The sequence below is a fragment of the Pseudoalteromonas sp. AS71 genome, assembly GCF_038900275.1.
Lineage (GTDB): Bacteria > Pseudomonadota > Gammaproteobacteria > Enterobacterales > Alteromonadaceae > Pseudoalteromonas.
The window spans coordinates 12,226-29,820 of record NZ_JBBMQZ010000009.1; the positions used below are offsets into that span (position 1 = coordinate 12,226).

A 17,595-nucleotide genomic window follows, 5' to 3' on the forward strand; every position below is an offset into this window, starting at 1 on the left:
CACGCTAAAGCGCATTTACAAGAGGTTACTAGGATAGTAAAAAGCCCACTACCTTGAATGGTTCTGGCCAAAATTTATTATGCATATTTTTAATAAGTGGTTTTAATATCAAATTCTTTTAAAAAGGCCTCATGTCCCCCTAAGCTTGCAAGCACACCAGCAGAAAACATAAATATTAATACAAATGCTAAACAGATCAAAAACTCCGAACTATTTTCAGGATTAATATAGTAGTTAAGTAAAAAACCACTCAAGACACCTATAAAAGCAATTTTGCTAAATAAAAAATAACTTGGGATCTCAAATGCCCAAACAGAGGTGTTGTTTACAAACTGCCTATATCCATACGTCATAAAAGCCAACAGACCAATAATACCAATTGCAAAAGTAGTCACTGTGGTCAGTGCGCTCATGTTTTTATAAATAAGCACATACCCTAATCGTAAAGAATAGATAAATACTGCAAACCATGCCAAAACAGCAGGCCCTAAAATTAATCCCATTTTCAATCCTTGAATAACGTCTAACTAATTAATTGCTAATACAATATTATATTTAGAGGTTAAATTACAAACCTTGTTACACAATAATTTATTATAAAGTGTGTTTTTCATGGCACACTATCATTGTGTTTATATAAATAGTTTAAGTTATGCGCCAGCTAAAAGAAGATACAGTTAAAAGTAACCTTATTGAATCGCAGCAAAGTGCATACGGTCCCGTATGTGTGTACCAAAATAAAGAATATCGTTGGCTAACCCTTGCACAAAAGGCCAATGATGACATAACTATTCAAGGTGTTATGAACCTAACACACCCTGAGCAAGTAATCGTACCTGTAAACCAGTGCATGCTGCTGTTTTTACTTAAACCGGTAAATACACTAAACATATTAAATCTAGGTTTAGGCACTGCAGGGTTTGAGCGAATTATGTATCACTTGCAAAGTAGTACGCCTTACATAAACACCATCAATACATTTAAGACGGTAGAAATAAACCCAAGCATTGCTTTAATTGCTGCTCAGCACTTTAAGTTACCAATTAAGCACAGCAGCTATTTACAATGCGCCGAGCAATATATTTCGCAATGCTCTGATCACTTTAACGTGATCACTATCGATATTTTTAGTGGTGAATATCATCAGCCTTTTTTAACCAGCGATAGCTTTTGGCAAAACATAAACCGCTGTAGTGAGCCAAGTACTCATGTAATCATTAATTTAAACCCGCAAACTGGCAAAGAGTTGCAAATGCTTTTAGTGCTTTTAAGGCAACATTTTAAGTGCTTAGCGATAATAGAGTTTAACGAATACAAAAATATAGTAATCATACTAAGCCAGCAAACATTAATGCACATAAACGTTGATGAAATACAAAACTCACCTGTGTTTATAAATTTTGCGCCAAACCTTTATAAAAGTATTAACAGTATTTACCACATTGAATAAAATGCGTTACCGCCCAGGTTCATGTTTTTCATAGCACGGTAAGCTTGTTTCTAGCTGCTCCCAGTTAGCTTTAGACGTAACAAAATTATGCGATAATACCAGCTCAGTAATATCGCTATCGAATATTCCTAAACGAATTCGTATTCTGCTTTTATCATCATTGTTGCTACTGTAAACCGGCGAGCCGCAACATTTACAAAAGTAACGAGTGCGCCCTGGTTTAAAACTAAATTCACTCAGCTGCTCTTGTCCTTTAGTTATTATAAAGTCCTCAGTATTTACAAAGCCATTGGTTGCAAATGCAGTCCCGCTGTTTTTTCTGCACAGTGAGCAATGACAATGAATAATGCTGGTTATACTACCCGACACTTCAACATTTACCTCACCACACAAACACGAACCCGTATACATAAAACGTCCTAATAATTTAAACTCAGCTAAAGCTTGCCGAGCTGATTGAATGCAAAGGTTATATTACATTTTCAAGCTCTATCAAACCATACCTATTGCTTTAATGATTGACATAAAAACATTAAATTGGTTACATAACCTTTGCTTTAAAGTTATAGCCAAAAAGATAATTGGTTAACCAAAAACACCTAAACTTACTGAGATCCAATTATGCATTTTAAACACACGTTACTTTTATGTTTGTTAAGCACGCTAGCGGCGTGTTCAACCATTTCTAAAAACACGTCAAGCGATTGGCTACTTATTGATGATTTTGAAAATTCACTTAGCAAGTGGCAGAGTGTCGATACGCAAAATGAAACTAAACCACAGGTTAAAAATCCACAAATAACAGTTATACAACCAGAACAAGCAACTACATCTACATCTACATCTACATCTACAAATCATTATTTACTAAAAAAGCCTGCACGCGATGGTATTGTTGGCAATCGCAAAGCGCTTTCTTATACAAAGCTTCCACAAGCGGTTGAAGTTGGTCAAACCTACACATTTTATATACGTATAAACGTGGCTGCTTTTCCTAATAACCATGCTTTTGGATTAAGCAACCTCACGCCAGAGCTAATTAATAAACATGCGTACGATGCGTTTGAGCCTACACTTCGCGTAACCGATAAAACAGAATCAAACGGACTTGTAAACGATGGCGCATTAATGGTTAAAATCGGCAATGGGTATAGCAACATTCAAAACTACACTACCAAACAATCGGCCAAGCCACTGCAAACAAATACATGGTACGACGTGTGGTACGTTGTTAATAACGCAGCAGCCTCAAAGCAAGGTCAGCAATACGATGTTTACGTAAAAGGCGGTGAATTTAAGGAGCAAACACTGGTGTATAAAAATGCACAATTTAGAATGAAGCGCGAACAACCTCTTATATACTTTTTAGCAAACTGTAATACAGGCCCGATTAAAAAGCCTTACGGAAATGGTGGTCTCAGATATGACGATTTATACATGAGCAAAGGCACAAACCTAAATAACCCAATGCTATAAAAGTAAGTAAAGTGCTTTTTTGATGCTCTTTTTGACATAGGTTTATATAAATAATGCTCTAGCATATTCACAATTAATACCTTACAAACCTGCATTTAAAAATACTTAAATGGTATGATACGCATCATTATTTGCCATTTAAGTTTTTAAAATGTATCGATTATTTGAAAAAATGACAAAAGCATTTCCTGAGGACCAACCCACTCAGCCGCCTTCTACTTTATTTGCTTTTTGCCGTCACTACACCAAAGGAATGGAGCTCTCGCTGCTGCTAATGTCAATCAGCGCCGCCATGCTCGCTATTTTAGAGGTTTCTTTATTTAGCTACATGGGCCAACTTGTGGATTGGTTAACCGCCTACACACCCGAAACCTTGTTTGTAGAGCAAAAGTCAGAACTTATCAAAATGGCTGTTATGCTATTAGTTGTGCTGCCCGTTGTTGTATTTTTTCATTCTGCTATTTTGCACCAAGCATTACTAGGCAATTATCCCATGTCGATTCGCTGGTTAGCGCATCGTTATTTACTGCGTCAAAGTGTTAGCTTTTATCAAAATGAATTTGCAGGAAGAATAGCCACTAAAGTATTACAAACCTCTTTAGCTGTTCGCGAAACAGTTACAAAGCTACTCGATGTATTAATGTACATAGTGGTTTACTTTGGCTCTATGGTGTTTTTAGTGGCCGAAGCTGATTGGCGGTTAATGATTCCGCTACTGGTTTGGTTAGTTTTATACATTTTCGTGCAGCTTTACTTTGTACCGCGCCTTAAAAAAATTGCCAGCTCACAAGCAGATGCTCGCTCAGAAATGACCGGTCGAATTGTTGATAGCTACACAAATATTTCTACTATTAAGCTGTTTTCGTATACCCAACGTGAAGAACAATACGCAAAACAAAGCATGGATGTTTTTTTACAGCCGGTGTACAAACAAATGCGCTTGGTCACCAGCTTAAACTTTGTTATTCAAAGCTTAAATTACCTATTGGTATTTTCGGTGGCTGCGGTCTCGCTTTACCTATGGTCACTTAGCGCAATTAGCGCAGGTGCTATTGCAGTGGCTGTTAGTTTAGCGCTTAGGTTAAACGGTATGGCGCAGTGGATCATGTGGGAAATAAGCAGCTTATTCGAAAACATTGGCACCGTAGCCGATGGTATGAAAACACTTTCTAACCCTATTGAAGTTGCCGATAAACCAAATGCCGATACACTTAACGTAAGCCAAGGTGCCATTGAGTTTAACAACGTACACTTTAACTACGGAAAAGCTGCAAACGAGACTAATCGCAGCCCAGTAATGAACGGTTTAAACTTAAATATTAAACCTGGCGAAAAAATTGGCTTAGTCGGTCGCTCTGGCGCAGGTAAATCAACGCTCGTTAACTTGTTACTACGCTTTTACGACACAGACTCTGGCAGCATAAAAATTGATGGTCAAAACATCACAGATGTAAGCCAAGAAAGCCTACGCCGTTATATAGCGATGGTTACGCAAGATACGTCCCTGCTACATCGCTCAGTAAAAGACAACATTTTGTACGGTCGCCCTGATGCAACGCAAGCTGAGATGATAACCGCTACTAAACAAGCTAAAGCACTTGAGTTTATAAATGACTTAGTAGATAGCAAAGGTAACAAAGGCTTTGACGCACAAGTAGGCGAACGCGGCGTTACTCTTTCGGGCGGTCAGCGCCAGCGTATTGCTATTGCACGTGTGCTACTTAAAAATGCACCAATACTTATACTCGACGAAGCCACCAGCGCACTCGACTCAGAAGTAGAAGCAGCAATTCAGGCAAGCCTTGATGACTTAATGACAGGCAAAACAGTCATCGCGATAGCGCATAGGCTCTCAACCATTGCACAAATGGATAGATTAATTGTACTTGATGATGGCGGCGTAGTTGAGCAAGGCACTCATGAAGAACTAATCGCTAAAGGTGGAATTTACGCAGCTTTATGGACACACCAAACAGGTGGGTTTATAGGCGTCGATTAGCCATTAATATTGTCTTACTGTAGACGTGGTTTATATTCTTCTGCTACCTAACAAAAAAAGCGAAGATGCCTTAAAGGCTCTTCGCTTTTTTGTTTAAAGTTATAAATAGAGTTTATAACTTTTTAATAAATTAAGAGATTAGTCTTAACCCTATCATTATCAGCATAACCACATTAGCAAGCACCCCTATTAAAAAGAAGTAACTACGTGGGCTTGGGTTTTTTTCAGTTGCTATAGCATAGTACAGCACCATATGGATTAAGCGCGCAATTAAGTACACCCAAACACACATTGCAAAAATAGGGCTCTGTAAATTAATTACAAACGCAAATAAAACAGTACCTATAAATAACGCGCTGTTTTCAAGCGTATTATGAAATGTACGATGTGCTCTAAAAATAAAGCTGTCGTGCGATAAATCATCGCTAATTTTACCTGGTACAGCATTAGGCTCTTTAGCTTTGCTAAACGTAGCGACCGCCCACTGTACAAGCAACATAATTAAATAGAGGTAAAATGCCAAATAGGCCGAAAGTGCAACTTCTGTCATTGTTAAGTTCCCTGTTTTGTTTTTTAACTTAGTTAGGGGAGCAATATCAAAGCCAAAGTTAATACCTTGATATTTGAAGGATTAATTTTTTCAGCCCAATCACATATGTAAGTAACTCACAGCGTTGTATAAAATTTACTTGTTATGATTTTAAAAATGAAATCAAAACTGAGCCATATACAGTTGGGTTTACTCCGATCTAAAAAGCTTAAATTCTTCAAACGAAGCATCCCATAATACAACTTGGTTACGACCCAAAGACTTAGCTTCATAAAGAGCTAAATCAGCTTGCTCAATTAACTCAGAAGGAGTTCTGGCTTTAAATTTGATTGAGGTAACCCCAAAACTACACGTAACAGGAATCTCATCAAAGATTGCTTCTTCTACTTTAATTCGAATTGCCTCAGCAATCCGAATTGCTTGCTCTTGAGTTGTATTGGGTAAAATAATACAAAACTCTTCGCCACCAAAACGAGCAACACGATCACTTTTACGTATATTGGCTTGTAACAGCTCAGCAACGCCACAAAGTACAGTGTCGCCAATGCTATGCCCATAAGTATCATTAACACTTTTAAAATGATCGATATCGACCATTAAAATACAATATTCTTCAATCTGAGGTAAATTCAAAAAGTCACGATTCATAACCTCAAATAAAATGCGACGGTTATAACAATTGGTCAAAGGATCTCTTGCAGCCAAATAGTCCAACTCTTCATTACGTTTTTTAGAAGCAATAAAACTTCTATAAACCAGTAAAACAATAGCTAAACAAGCAGCTAATAAAAATGCGAGCGCAATACTCGCATATTTGTTTTTTGCAAGCTCTAGCTCTGATATAACCCTAGCTTGGTCAGATATTTCAATTTCATTGTTTTTCTTTTCAAGCTCAAGTTGATGGAGTTTTTCTTTTTCTCTCAAGGTCTCCAGCTCTGTTTCCATCTTGTGAGAATGCAAATGTGCTTTTTCAAGAGCAAGCTTATTTTCGTCTCTTTCGTTTTGAAGAATTTCGGTCAGGGCTATTTCTTCTTCCGCGTAACGAAGTGACTCGTCTATGCGCCCACGCAGCTTTTCGGCTATTCGAATTTCACGATAAGCGTATAGCATATGTAACTTATCATCTATCTGCGTTGATAAAGCGAGTGATCTTTTAAGTAAAATAATCGCCTCATTTGTATCAATTCCAATTAAAATCGCGGCTAGCGCTGTTAGCGACTTTATTTCATAAAGTTTATTACCCGTTACTCTCGCGACCGATAATGACTCTTTATAATACTCAATAGCTTTATTTTTATCCCCATGAGCGCGATAAATATTAGCAATAATCCGCGACGTTATGGAAATGTAAGACTTAAGGTTTTCAGCTTTATAAGTTACGTAAGCTTTTTGTGCAAATTTCATCGCCGAATCTAAGTCGCCAGATTCATAGTTAATAACAGCCATCTCTCTCAAAGCCGTTGCCAGCGTTTTTTCCTCAACCATACCTTCTGGTAAATCAATGGTTATTTGATAAAAAAGCTCGGCCTGATCAAATTGCTTTAATCGCGTATATAGCAGTCCCATTTGATTCGATGTTTTAGCAATCCCAAGCACGTTATTTACTTTTTTATAATATAAATATGCCTTATTTACATGCTCGAGTGATTTTTCGTAAAGGTTAATATGACGATAAATAATACCCGCACCTAATAATGCTTTAGCAAAGCCAACAGGGTCGTCAATTTTTTTATGTATTTCTAATGCGCGAGTGGAGTAATCAAGGGCTAAAACTAAATTATCTAAATAGCGCTGCGCTTCTGCTAGTGTATTTAATGTGCGCGCCATCAACTTTAAATCACCTAAATTGGTGTATACCCCTAAAGCTTTGGTATAAAAATAAGCCGTTTGCTCTCTATTTTTAAGCCGTTTATACGACTGAGCTAATTTTTTATATGTTTCACCTAACTTTTTTTGTACAGATTCATCCTCATCAACGAGATACTTTAAAGCAGATGAGTATTGTGCGTTTGCATCAATATATTTTTTTTGGTCATAAAACGAATCCCCTTTAGTAAGAAGTACTTGCGCTATAAAAAACTCATCGCCATACACAAGTGTTGTAGGTAACAAAGTTTCAATGCTTGAAGCAAGTTCGTCATATCGTTTTTCATCTAATAATATTTTTATATAATTAATAGAGGCTTTTATTTGGTTATTAGCATCATTTAACTTGCTGTAATAAACAGAGGATTGTGAATAGTGATGAAGCGATTCATTAATATTGTTATTTTTTTTATTCGCTTTACCTAACAAGTTATGCAACTTTGCACTGAGTAATGTGTCATCGGCACTCTGCGCTTGTGACAACAATTCTTTACTAAGTTCGATACTTGTTATGACGTCAGTATCCATAAGTAATTCGGCTCTTTTTAGTAGCCCTTCGCTGGATTCGTTGATCAAACTGTATGAGGTAGTTTCTTGCGCGTAAGCGCTGCTTAAGCTAATAAACAAAGCACAAAGCAAAGCTTTTACTAAAAATTTAGAATTATAAATTCGATTTACGAATAAACAGTGTACTTGCGAAATTAAGTCCATCTTTCGCGTGTGATACGAGTGAGTGTAAAATTCCATATTTACCATTTTAGTGATTTGTTATTAATTTAATGCAAAAATTCTGGCGATAAAATATACACATAAAGACTGCAGGTCAAGTTTCGCTGCAATATGAGTAATTGCTAATTTATGATTTTAGCATAATTATGCATATCGCAACTTAATTCTTTTTTTAGCTTAATCGTGCGCTGTAAGTTATTAGATGAGAAAACCTAGCTTCTTAGTTTAAGGGTAACCAATACAACACCGTGGTCGGTAGTTAAATCATCACGTTCATACTCGGGATTTATTAAGTGCCTATCGTAAGTGTTATAATTACTGACTTCAAAAAAGCTGTCATCGTAACTAGCGTCAAACTCACACGACAATAAAATGTAATCAAGCACAGAGCTGCTTGCGCCGTAGTAATGTGTTGGCGCCCTTAACAGTGCTGGCTTTGTTAGGTTTATATTTTTTACTTGGCTTTTATCCGCTGAATCAGCAATCTCGCTGTTACTACTATCACAATCGCTTTGTACATCGTTTGTTATTGCTTCATCGCTAGAAACCTCATCAATACTTAGCTGCGACTTAACAAACAGATCCCATGAATCATTTAAACAATATTTAGCAAGGTAGGTTTTAGCATCGAACGCAGGAGCAAAGCGTAATTTATTTGTGAGTAAATGGCTTAATACGCCATCCGCAAGTTCATTATTAAAGTCCCCCATTAATAGCATGGGTTGCTGCGTAGCTTCACGGCGAGTAATCATTTGTATCATTAGTAATGTAGCTTCACTGCCACGCTGAATAGTTGAGCCCCACCCGCCCGCTACATTCGCTTTTAAAATTTCGATTATGTTTTGCTCAGGTGCAAGCTCTTTATTGTGTTCATCAACATTAATCATTGGGCGCTTAGATTTAAAGTGCACCACATAACAATCAGTATTACCTATATGCGGCAGCGTTATAGTTGCTCTTAGTACTTTGCGACTAAAGGTAAACTCACTATTAAGGCCAAGCGCATTTGCAAGCTCACTATCGTGCTCAACCGCTGCTACTTCAACTATGGGGTATTTAGCAGCAATCGCCACCACTGGGCGTTTATAAATAAAATCGTCAATCACCTCTGGCGTATCAACCACCGCAAAGTAATTATAGCCTTGCTCAGCAACTAGCTCTTTTAACGAATCAATACTAAACACTTCCTGAAAACCAATTACATCAGGCGCATGCTGCGTTAAGTAATCAACAATCCAACGCTGCTTTTTAGCCCACTGCTGCGCGGTATAAATTTTCTCAAACTCATAGTAGGCATTGGGTGGCTCAAGGTAATTAAACAGGTTAAATGTGGCTATTTTTAGATGGGTATTAGTAATAACAGATTCTTGAATATTTAAATCTGTATCTAACTGTTTAAGATCTTGATTGCTGATGGGTATCGCCTAAGTAAAGTTGAAAGTCTAGCTTGCTTATAAACTATCATTTTATTACATGTTTACGTAATAAATCAGCCAGCTTAATTGTAATTTTATACACTCTTGTATTCTATACCAATCCGCAATAATACTTAATCATTTTGCGGGGCTAAACGTGTCGCTACCTGTGTTAAAAAATTCTCATTTACGACTGCATGGATGCAGAAGGTAGAGCAATGCAGGAGCAATTGCCGAGAACGACTAAATAGCGATTTTTTTGTCTAGCTATCAACACGTTTTTCCAGCCTCAAAATAGATCACTTAATTAAGCGAATTGGTATTAGTCTTTATTATATCCCTCAATAAATAGCATTAACGTGCTTAACCAGATAAAATTCGCGGCAATTAAATATGAGCGAAGTGAAGTTGTCATGAGTAGAAAGATTGAACTATTAGCCCCAGGCGGTGATGTAAACGCGGTAAAAGCCGCCATTGTAGCCGGTGCTAATGCGGTTTATTGTGGGTTAGATACCTTTAATGCACGTAACCGAGCGTCTAATCTTTCGTTTGATGAGCTTAACGGCGCACTTCGCTTAGCCCACGAATACGGCTGTGAGATTTTTTTAACGCTTAACGTGGTAATATTAGAGCACGAAATGGGTGCGCTATTTAAGCTGTTAAATCAGCTAGTAAATACAACTCTTGATGGCATAATTGTGCAAGATTTAGGGTTGTTCAACATTGTTAAAAAACACTTTCCTACTTTGCATATTCACGCATCAACGCAGTTAACTACGCATAACGAATCGCAAGTTGAATTTTTAGCGCGCATTGGCGCTACACGTGTAAATTTATCGCGCGAGCTTAACTTAACTGAAATTAAAATATTGACCGACGTAGCGCACAAATGCGACGTACTAACCGAAGTGTTTGTACATGGCGCATTATGTATTGCGTTTTCAGGGCAATGTTATTCAAGCTCAGTAAGTGTAGGTAACTCGGGTAATCGTGGTCGCTGCTCGCAAGCGTGTCGTGATGAATACGAGCCAACGGCAATGGGTAACAAACACCCATTAAACTTAAAAGATAATTCAGCGTATTTTGACCTACCAGAGCTGGTAGCCGCAGGCGTTGATTCGTTAAAAGTAGAGGGCCGCATTAAAGGCGCTAACTACGTACATACGGTTATTGACAGCTGGCGCAAACAAATAGATACCTTTGTACAAACCGGTAACCTAATTGAAGACGATTCAAGCTTATATAAAGTGTTTAACCGTAACTTTACTAATAAGTTTTTAACCGGCGACATGACCAAAAACATGTTTACCGACAATCCGCGAGACCATAGCTTTGATCACGCTAACGAAAAAAACAACGCGATTTCGGTAGTGCAAATTTACGATGCGCAACAAGAGCTTTCTACCCAAAAAAGTGAAATTGATTCGTTAGTTAAAAAGAAAATTGAGTTTTTAGATATTTCAAAGCGCGAGCTTTCATTAGAATTTACAGGGCAATTAAATCAGCCATTCACTGTAAACATAATTATTGAAGATAAAAACGATATTACGCTTTCAAATAAAAACGCAAAAGAGCCTCTACGCTTTGAAGTTCAATCGCAAATGCCTATGCAAATAGCCGACAAATCAGTTGTTGATATTGCTGCCATTGATAAGCGCTTTAAAACGTTTAGTAATGCCAATTTTGAAATTAAAAATATGGATTACACAAACCTCGGCGACAACTTAAGCATTCCGTTTAAAGAGCTAGCGCGTATTAAAAAGCAAGTCGCTTTTTTATTAAACGAAGGGAAAGACGTTATAGCGCCAGTTGAATTACCTAAACTAGTGAATCACGAAAAAGCCGAAAATATAACTACACTTTCTATTTTAATATCGGACATAAAAGACGCTCACTTATGTAATTTAACAGATGGTGACGTTTACTTTAAATTACCTGAGAGCTTTAGAACCGATAACGATAAATACATAAATGTATTTTTAGAACACCCGCAGTTAATTCCGTGGTTTCCAGCGGTACTAATTGGTAAAGATTTTGAAGAAGCTGTACGTTTACTCGAGGTTGTAAAACCTAAACTTATTATTAGTAATAACACAGGCGTAGCATACAAAGCAGTGCAAATGGGTATTGACTGGATTGCAGGCCCGTTATTAAACACCACAAACTCTTATGCATTATTAACGCTACAAGAGGATTTAAATGCTAAAGGCGCGTTTATTTCAAACGAGATTAACAAACAGCAAATGCGTAGTATTAAACGCCCTAACGACTTTAAAATGATGTACAGCATTTATCATCCAATACTAATGATGACCAGCCGTCAGTGTTTTTTCCAGCAAACCGTAGGCTGTAAAAAACCACGTATTGACGCAAGCTGTATGCTGAGCTGTAAAAAAGAAACAACCGTTACCAATGTTAAAGGCATTAGCTTTGCCATTGATAAACAAAAAGGCGGCTACCCGAGCATTTATAACCATGAGCAATTTTTAAATATGGATATTGTGACCGATTACGCTGACAAGTTTGACGAGTTTATGATTGATTTAACCGACATTGGCTCAGGCGATAAAGAAAGGCTAGATAAAGCCGTGTTACTTGCCCATTTTCAAGATTTAATTAGTGGGCAAACAAACGCGGTCGATCAGTTAAATAACATGGTAAAAGTAAAAACACGTCAGCAATATGTTGAAGGCTTAAATAGCTAAGGTAAGTAAACATGACACTGCCATTATTATATTCATTACAACACTGCCCATACGCAATGCGCGCACGAATGGGTATTTTAATGGCAGAGCAACACGTGCTACTACGCGCTATTAAAACTAAAAACAAGCCACCGCATCTTTTGAAAATATCACCAAAAGGCACGGTGCCTGTTTTATTACTGCCGGATAATCAAGTTATAGATGAAAGCCTAGATATTATGCTGTGGGCTTTAAAGCAAAACGATCCGCATAATTTACTGCCTACTCAAAACCCATTAGCACTTGAGCGCATGCTTGAATTAATTAAGTTAAACGACACACAATTTAAACCAGTGCTCGAAAAGTACAAATTTTATGCTCGCACAAAAGACATGGCACAAATTTACTACCAAAAAGCCTGCGAAGAGTTTATTAAGCAATTTGAAGCAAAACTAACCACGCATAAATACTTAATGGGCAATGAAAAAAGCCTAGTCGATTATGCCCTGCTGCCATTTATTAGACAGTTTGCCCGTGTAGATAAACACTGGTACTTGCAAAGTGAATACACGCATATGCGCGCCTGGTTAAACGAGTTTTTACACGCCCCCATGTTTACCAAAGTTATGACCAAATTTGATTTGTATATGGATTGCGGCGAAGAGTTTTTATACGGCGTTAAAAAATCTTAACTTAGCCTTTGTTTTATAGAAATTTTATTGTCATAGCCAACTACAAAGCTAAGCATTGAATTATTCTCATCATCGGATTTAAGCCCTTTATTTACGCTATACTGCCCTCCCCATTACTAACAAACGCTATGCATTATGAACTACTCAAACTTCGGCACTAAATTCACACAACCCAACGGCATTACTCAGTTAATGGAAGATTTAGGCGGTGCTAAAAACAGCAACAATCCTAATATTGTTATGCTCGGTGGCGGTAACCCCGCATTAGTACCACAAGTAAATGAGGTTTTTTTAAGTGAATTACAAAAACTCGTTGCCAGTAACAAGGTATCGCAGGTATTTGGCCTTTACGACGGCCCGACTGGTAACGACGAGTTTAGAGCTGCATTAGCAGGCCAGCTAAGTAAAGAGTTCGCATGGGATATTAGCGCCGATAACGTAGCACTTGGTAATGGCAGCCAAGCTAACTTTTTTGTATTGTTTAATATGTTGGCAGGTGAAATGCCGGATGGCAGCCATAAAAAGATTTTATTTCCCCTTGCGCCAGAGTACATAGGTTATGCCGATCAAGGTTTATCGACTGATATGTTTGTTGCCATAAAGCCTGATATCGAAATTTTAAATACAGGTAGTGCATCAAAACAGTTTAAATACGTCATTGATTTTAAAGCAGTTGAAAAAGTACTAGCAAATGACAGCAGCATAAGCGCACTGTGCGTATCACGCCCTACCAATCCAACGGGTAATGTAATTACTGACGATGAAGTAAAACACCTTGATTTGCTCGCTAAGCAATATGGCATTCCACTCATTATTGATAACGCGTACGGCGATCCGTTCCCAGGTTGTATTTACACCGATGCAAACCTAACGTGGAACTCAAACATTATTTTATGTATGTCACTTTCAAAACTTGGCCTACCGGGTTTACGCAGCGGTATTGTGGTTGCAAACAATGAGATTATTAAAGCAATTGGCCGCGTAAATGGCAGCATGGTGTTATCGCCAAATAGTATTGGTCCAAGCTTAGTGACACGCTTAATTAACGACAACGAACTACTCCCACTGTGCCGTAATGTTGTCCTGCCTTTTTATCGTAATAAGGCACACATAGCGATTGACTTGTTTGATGAAGTATTTGCTGAACTGCCTGTTTATTTGCACAAAGTTGAAGGTGCATTTTTTATGTGGCTGTGGTTTAAAGACGCAAAAATGACAAGCGAGGTGTTATATCAAAAGCTGAAAGAGCAAGACGTGTATGTGATCCCTGGTCACAACTTTTTTATCGGCATTGAGGAGAGCTGGCCACACAAACACGAGTGTATTCGTATTAACTATGCTACCGATGCAAGTACACTAAAAAAAGGCTTAGAAGCAATCAAAGCACTAATAAAGTAAATACATTGATATTGTTATTAATAGCAATATCGGCATCTGTCATTTAACTTGCGTCGCTTATACATTCTCTTGTGATTTACTGCATAAAATATTGTACTTTTTTATGCGGTAAGCATTAACTAAATTTTGAGACTTCGCGTGTAACCTCTACTCGCACCACTTATTCGTTTAAAATTCATGCAAACGCATTGTATCCCCTTTAAATTTATATATAAATTGGTATCCTACGCGACCTTTTTTAGCATATGCTGGTAAAAAAGAACCAGCCAAGAGGCGACATCGCTGCAGGGCACTTAATCTAAGTGGCAGCAATAACACAACAGGCATCGCGTATAAATATCAGTTTTAAACGTTAGATGTAACTTTAAATAGCAACATGCAATAGCACTATTAAGGTCAATTATGCGATTAGGACCAGGACTACTCGTCACCGCTGCCTTCATTGGACCAGGGACCATTACTACCGCCAGCGTGGCAGGTGCAAACTTTGGTTTTGCACTTATATGGACGTTACTGTTTTCAGTAATTGCCACTATATTATTACAATCCATGGCGGCGCGCCTTGGCGTTACTACCGGGCAAGATTTAGCACAAGCTCTTAGAGCTAATATTCAAACGCCTTTATTTAAATCCTTGGCGATATTTTTAGTTATTAGCGCCATTGGCGTAGGCAGTGCAGCTTATGAAGCGGGTAACTTAAGTGGCGCTAGCATGGGGTTAATTGAAATATTCCCTCAAATTAACTCCCAACTATGGACACCACTTATTGCTTTTTTAAGTGCTGCTTTACTGTATAGCGGCAAACATAAAGTGGTTGAAAACGCGCTAATTTTACTCGTTATTTTAATGAGTTTAGTGTTTATCTCAACACTTGTAATGGCTGCCCCCTCGCTCGCTGATGTATTTGCTGGTTTTATCCCTAGTATGCCTGAAGGTTCTATTACAACTATATTGGCATTAGTCGGTACGACCATTGTGCCGTACAACTTATTTTTACACTCCGGCGTACTCGCTGCCAGACACGACAGTAGCAGCGATATGCAAAAAATGATTAAAGAAACAAATGTTGATACAGGCCTATCAATCACCTTAGGCGGTGTAATCACTTTAGCTATTTTATCTACTGCTTCAGTTGCATTTTATGGCACCGATGCGGGGCAAATTAGTGCGGCTAACATGGCCGTGCAGCTAGAGCCATTACTTGGCGACGCCGCTCATTACTTTTTTGCTATTGGCTTATTTGCGGCAGGTTTAACAAGTGCTATTACAGCGCCTCTTGCCGGTGCTTACGCCGTATGTGGCATGTTAGGTTGGTCAAACGATATGGGTAACTTACGCTTTAAAGGCGTTGCTATTATTATTTTATTGTTTGGTGCTGCGGTGGCCTCATTAGGTTTAGACCCAGTAGCGGTGATTATATTCGCACAAGCGGCTAACGGGTTATTACTCCCTATTGTTAGCACCTACCTTGTATGGCTGGTTAATCAAAAAGGGGTTATGGGAAACTACACTAACTCTTTGGCTTTAAACCTAGTCACCCTACCCGTTTTAATCCTAATTTTTGGGCTAAGTAGCTACAAACTAATTAGTTTAATTTTTTAATTAAACTCTAAAAACCATATTTAAAGGCCGCTGTTTACAATAAACAGCGGCCTTTATTTGTTAATCATCAAATAACGTATCAACCGTACTTATATTCACACATCAACACGCTTTTTGGGTTTTAGCTGTCTTAAATAATTGCGAAAACGCAAAACCACCTACCGCGCCTGCAAGCAGTTGAGCATAAAAACCCCAGCCTCTTGCGCCCGCTATAATATGAATATTCATAATTGATTCAATGGCGATTAACACAATAGCAAATGCCACAATGCCAGCAATAACAAATAGCTGAGTACTGTATTTTTGAACCTTTTTATTAAGCTTTGTTGTAGCAAAAAAAGCGATGGCAAGTGCCACAGCAATAATAGCCCCGTAGGTAGGTAGCAAGCCTAACCAATCATCAAGCGTTAAACTAGCCCGATCACTAAAGCCCACCACTACACCTACATTAACTAATTCATTGACAACGTATTGGCTATGAAACAAGCTAGCAAGTGTGAATGTAAGTAACCAAGAAACTAAAAATGAAGGCAATATACGTGTTAAAAACGACATGGTTATCTCAACTTAAAATAAAGCTTTTCTCTTATACTAGTTATGCTAGCAAAGGCTTGCCCGGTAAACAATATATCTCTATTTTTACTCTGCTTTCGCTTTTTTCGCTTTCTGTTAATGCAGATGTTGCGTTACCAAAGGAGCAATACAGTACAAAAATACTGGCTACACAATTACAGTCTCCGTGGAGCATGGTTGAACTACCAAACGGCACATGGTTAATTACAGAGCGTGATGGTCATGTAGTTATAGTTAAAAACAACGCGCAATCAAGAGTAAAATTAAACCTTGAGGGCTTATACGTTGCGGGCCAAGGTGGTTTACTCGACATTGTATTATCGCCAGATTATAACGACTCAAAAGAAATTATTTTTACCTATGCCCAAGGTGATGCAAGCGCAAACAGGCTGGTTGTTGCCAAAGCCACGTTTAATGGCACTGACTTTTCAAAGCCTAACGTTATTTATAAAGTAGCGACTGATAAAAACACACCACAACATTACGCAGGACGCGCCCTTATCCTACCCGACAATACGTTATTAGTTTCAACGGGCGATGGGTTTGACTTTAGAGAGCAAGCACAGGTTATAACAAGCCAACTTGGTAAAATATTACGTATAAACCTAGATGGCACCACCCCAACAGACAACCCATTTATTAATCACGAAAACCAAAATGCACATGCTGTTTACTCACTTGGTCACCGTAACCCTCAAGGCTTAGTTTATGATTACGATACGCAGCAAATTGTTAGCAACGAACACGGCCCTGCAGGCGGTGACGAGCTAAACTACTTAACCGCTGGGACAAATTATGGCTGGCCGGTAATCACCTATGGCAAAGATTACTCGCAAGCGCGTATTTCACCCTTTACCGAATATAAAGGCATGCAAAAACCAAGTGTTAATTGGACGCCATCAATAGCGCCATCAGGCATGGCGTATTATGGCTCTAAACATGCAGCTTTTACTTCATTACAACAACATGTGCTAATCACAACGCTAGTCGATAAAAAGCTCTACAGCGTTAATCTGGCCAATGGTGAATTTACGCAGTCTCACGTATTTCCCAAGGCCGCAGGCAGGTTAAGAGATGTGCTTATAACTGATAAAGGTAACGTCGCGGTATTAACAGACGGTAAAGAGGCAAAGCTAATGTTGATGGCAGCAAACTAATTCA

14 protein-coding genes are annotated in these 17,595 nt (G+C 38.3%); 8 read left to right on the forward strand and 6 right to left on the reverse strand.

The features are described 5' to 3' along the window. Positions 1-89: 89 nt before the first annotated feature. Positions 90-503 (reverse strand): hypothetical protein, encoded by a 414-nt coding sequence (locus WNY98_RS08445; protein WP_024600444.1) that lies wholly within the window; start codon positions 501-503, stop codon positions 90-92. A gap of 149 nt (positions 504-652) precedes the next feature. Between WNY98_RS08445 and WNY98_RS08450 the strand changes: the two genes are divergently transcribed. Further along, complete coding sequence (locus WNY98_RS08450) at positions 653-1,450, forward strand: hypothetical protein (RefSeq protein WP_342877628.1); 798 nt, start codon at positions 653-655, stop codon at positions 1,448-1,450. Between the two features lie 6 nt (positions 1,451-1,456). Here WNY98_RS08450 and WNY98_RS08455 read toward each other — a convergent pair whose 3' ends face one another. Continuing rightward, a complete protein-coding gene (locus WNY98_RS08455; RefSeq protein WP_170070812.1) occupies positions 1,457-1,861 on the reverse strand; it encodes a GFA family protein in 405 nt (134 codons plus the stop codon). A 210-nt stretch (positions 1,862-2,071) separates the two neighbouring features. Here WNY98_RS08455 and WNY98_RS08460 point away from each other — a divergent pair, with 210 nt between their 5' ends. After that, on the forward strand, positions 2,072-2,926 hold the full coding sequence (locus WNY98_RS08460; protein ID WP_342877629.1) for a hypothetical protein: 855 nt from the start codon (positions 2,072-2,074) through the stop codon (positions 2,924-2,926). Between the two features lie 151 nt (positions 2,927-3,077). Further along, the gene (locus tag WNY98_RS08465; RefSeq protein WP_170070810.1) at positions 3,078-4,925 is read left to right on the forward strand and encodes an ABC transporter ATP-binding protein; all 1,848 of its coding nucleotides are present in this window, start codon (positions 3,078-3,080) and stop codon (positions 4,923-4,925) included. A 130-nt stretch (positions 4,926-5,055) separates the two neighbouring features. Here the strand turns inward: WNY98_RS08465 and WNY98_RS08470 are convergent, their stop codons facing one another. The 3 genes from WNY98_RS08470 to WNY98_RS08480 all read right to left on the reverse strand — a co-directional run bounded on the left by WNY98_RS08470 (position 5,056) and on the right by WNY98_RS08480 (position 9,392). Then, positions 5,056-5,475, reverse strand: a complete 420-nt coding sequence (locus tag WNY98_RS08470; protein ID WP_024600439.1) for an MAPEG family protein — start codon at positions 5,473-5,475, stop codon at positions 5,056-5,058. A gap of 189 nt (positions 5,476-5,664) precedes the next feature. After that, on the reverse strand, positions 5,665-7,869 hold the full coding sequence (locus WNY98_RS08475; protein ID WP_342877630.1) for a tetratricopeptide repeat-containing diguanylate cyclase: 2,205 nt from the start codon (positions 7,867-7,869) through the stop codon (positions 5,665-5,667). A 413-nt stretch (positions 7,870-8,282) separates the two neighbouring features. Next, entirely contained in the window at positions 8,283-9,392 is a 1,110-nt protein-coding gene (locus WNY98_RS08480) for an endonuclease/exonuclease/phosphatase family protein (protein ID WP_342877716.1), read from the reverse strand. Positions 9,393-9,898: 506 nt separating this feature from the next. Between WNY98_RS08480 and WNY98_RS08485 the strand changes: the two genes are divergently transcribed. From WNY98_RS08485 to WNY98_RS08500, 4 genes are all read left to right on the forward strand, one after another. Further along, positions 9,899-12,190 carry a peptidase U32 family protein gene (locus WNY98_RS08485; RefSeq protein ID WP_342877631.1) on the forward strand — a complete coding sequence of 764 codons (2,292 nt, stop codon included), beginning with the start codon at positions 9,899-9,901 and terminating at the stop codon, positions 12,188-12,190. Between the two features lie 11 nt (positions 12,191-12,201). Beyond that, entirely contained in the window at positions 12,202-12,861 is a 660-nt protein-coding gene (locus WNY98_RS08490; protein ID WP_342877632.1) for a glutathione S-transferase, read from the forward strand. A gap of 135 nt (positions 12,862-12,996) precedes the next feature. After that, complete coding sequence (locus WNY98_RS08495) at positions 12,997-14,259, forward strand: valine--pyruvate transaminase (RefSeq protein WP_342877633.1); 1,263 nt, start codon at positions 12,997-12,999, stop codon at positions 14,257-14,259. Between the two features lie 402 nt (positions 14,260-14,661). Further along, the gene (locus WNY98_RS08500; protein ID WP_182197893.1) at positions 14,662-15,861 is read left to right on the forward strand and encodes an Nramp family divalent metal transporter; all 1,200 of its coding nucleotides are present in this window, start codon (positions 14,662-14,664) and stop codon (positions 15,859-15,861) included. Positions 15,862-15,963: 102 nt separating this feature from the next. Here WNY98_RS08500 and WNY98_RS08505 read toward each other — a convergent pair whose 3' ends face one another. Further along, positions 15,964-16,416: a hypothetical protein gene (locus tag WNY98_RS08505; RefSeq protein WP_182197894.1), complete on the reverse strand. Its 453-nt coding sequence runs from the start codon at positions 16,414-16,416 to the stop codon at positions 15,964-15,966. Here WNY98_RS08505 and WNY98_RS08510 point away from each other — a divergent pair. Beyond that, entirely contained in the window at positions 16,401-17,591 is a 1,191-nt protein-coding gene (locus tag WNY98_RS08510) for a PQQ-dependent sugar dehydrogenase (protein WP_342877634.1), read from the forward strand. The genes WNY98_RS08505 and WNY98_RS08510 overlap by 16 nt on opposite strands. Positions 17,592-17,595 lie beyond the last annotated feature (4 nt).

What these genes read in the sequence shown, in the direction of transcription:
- WNY98_RS08445 (WP_024600444.1), bottom strand. Translation starts at nt 503, where the DNA reads ATGGGATTAATTTTAGGGCCTGCTGTTTTGGCATGGTTTGCAGTATTT.
- WNY98_RS08450 (WP_342877628.1), top strand. Translation starts at nt 653, where the DNA reads ATGCGCCAGCTAAAAGAAGATACAGTTAAAAGTAACCTTATTGAATCG.
- WNY98_RS08455 (WP_170070812.1), bottom strand. Translation starts at nt 1,861, where the DNA reads ATGTATACGGGTTCGTGTTTGTGTGGTGAGGTAAATGTTGAAGTGTCG.
- WNY98_RS08460 (WP_342877629.1), top strand. Translation starts at nt 2,072, where the DNA reads ATGCATTTTAAACACACGTTACTTTTATGTTTGTTAAGCACGCTAGCG.
- WNY98_RS08465 (WP_170070810.1), top strand. Translation starts at nt 3,078, where the DNA reads ATGTATCGATTATTTGAAAAAATGACAAAAGCATTTCCTGAGGACCAA.
- WNY98_RS08470 (WP_024600439.1), bottom strand. Translation starts at nt 5,475, where the DNA reads ATGACAGAAGTTGCACTTTCGGCCTATTTGGCATTTTACCTCTATTTA.
- WNY98_RS08475 (WP_342877630.1), bottom strand. Translation starts at nt 7,869, where the DNA reads ATGGATACTGACGTCATAACAAGTATCGAACTTAGTAAAGAATTGTTG.
- WNY98_RS08485 (WP_342877631.1), top strand. Translation starts at nt 9,899, where the DNA reads ATGAGTAGAAAGATTGAACTATTAGCCCCAGGCGGTGATGTAAACGCG.
- WNY98_RS08490 (WP_342877632.1), top strand. Translation starts at nt 12,202, where the DNA reads ATGACACTGCCATTATTATATTCATTACAACACTGCCCATACGCAATG.
- WNY98_RS08495 (WP_342877633.1), top strand. Translation starts at nt 12,997, where the DNA reads ATGAACTACTCAAACTTCGGCACTAAATTCACACAACCCAACGGCATT.
- WNY98_RS08500 (WP_182197893.1), top strand. Translation starts at nt 14,662, where the DNA reads ATGCGATTAGGACCAGGACTACTCGTCACCGCTGCCTTCATTGGACCA.
- WNY98_RS08505 (WP_182197894.1), bottom strand. Translation starts at nt 16,416, where the DNA reads ATGTCGTTTTTAACACGTATATTGCCTTCATTTTTAGTTTCTTGGTTA.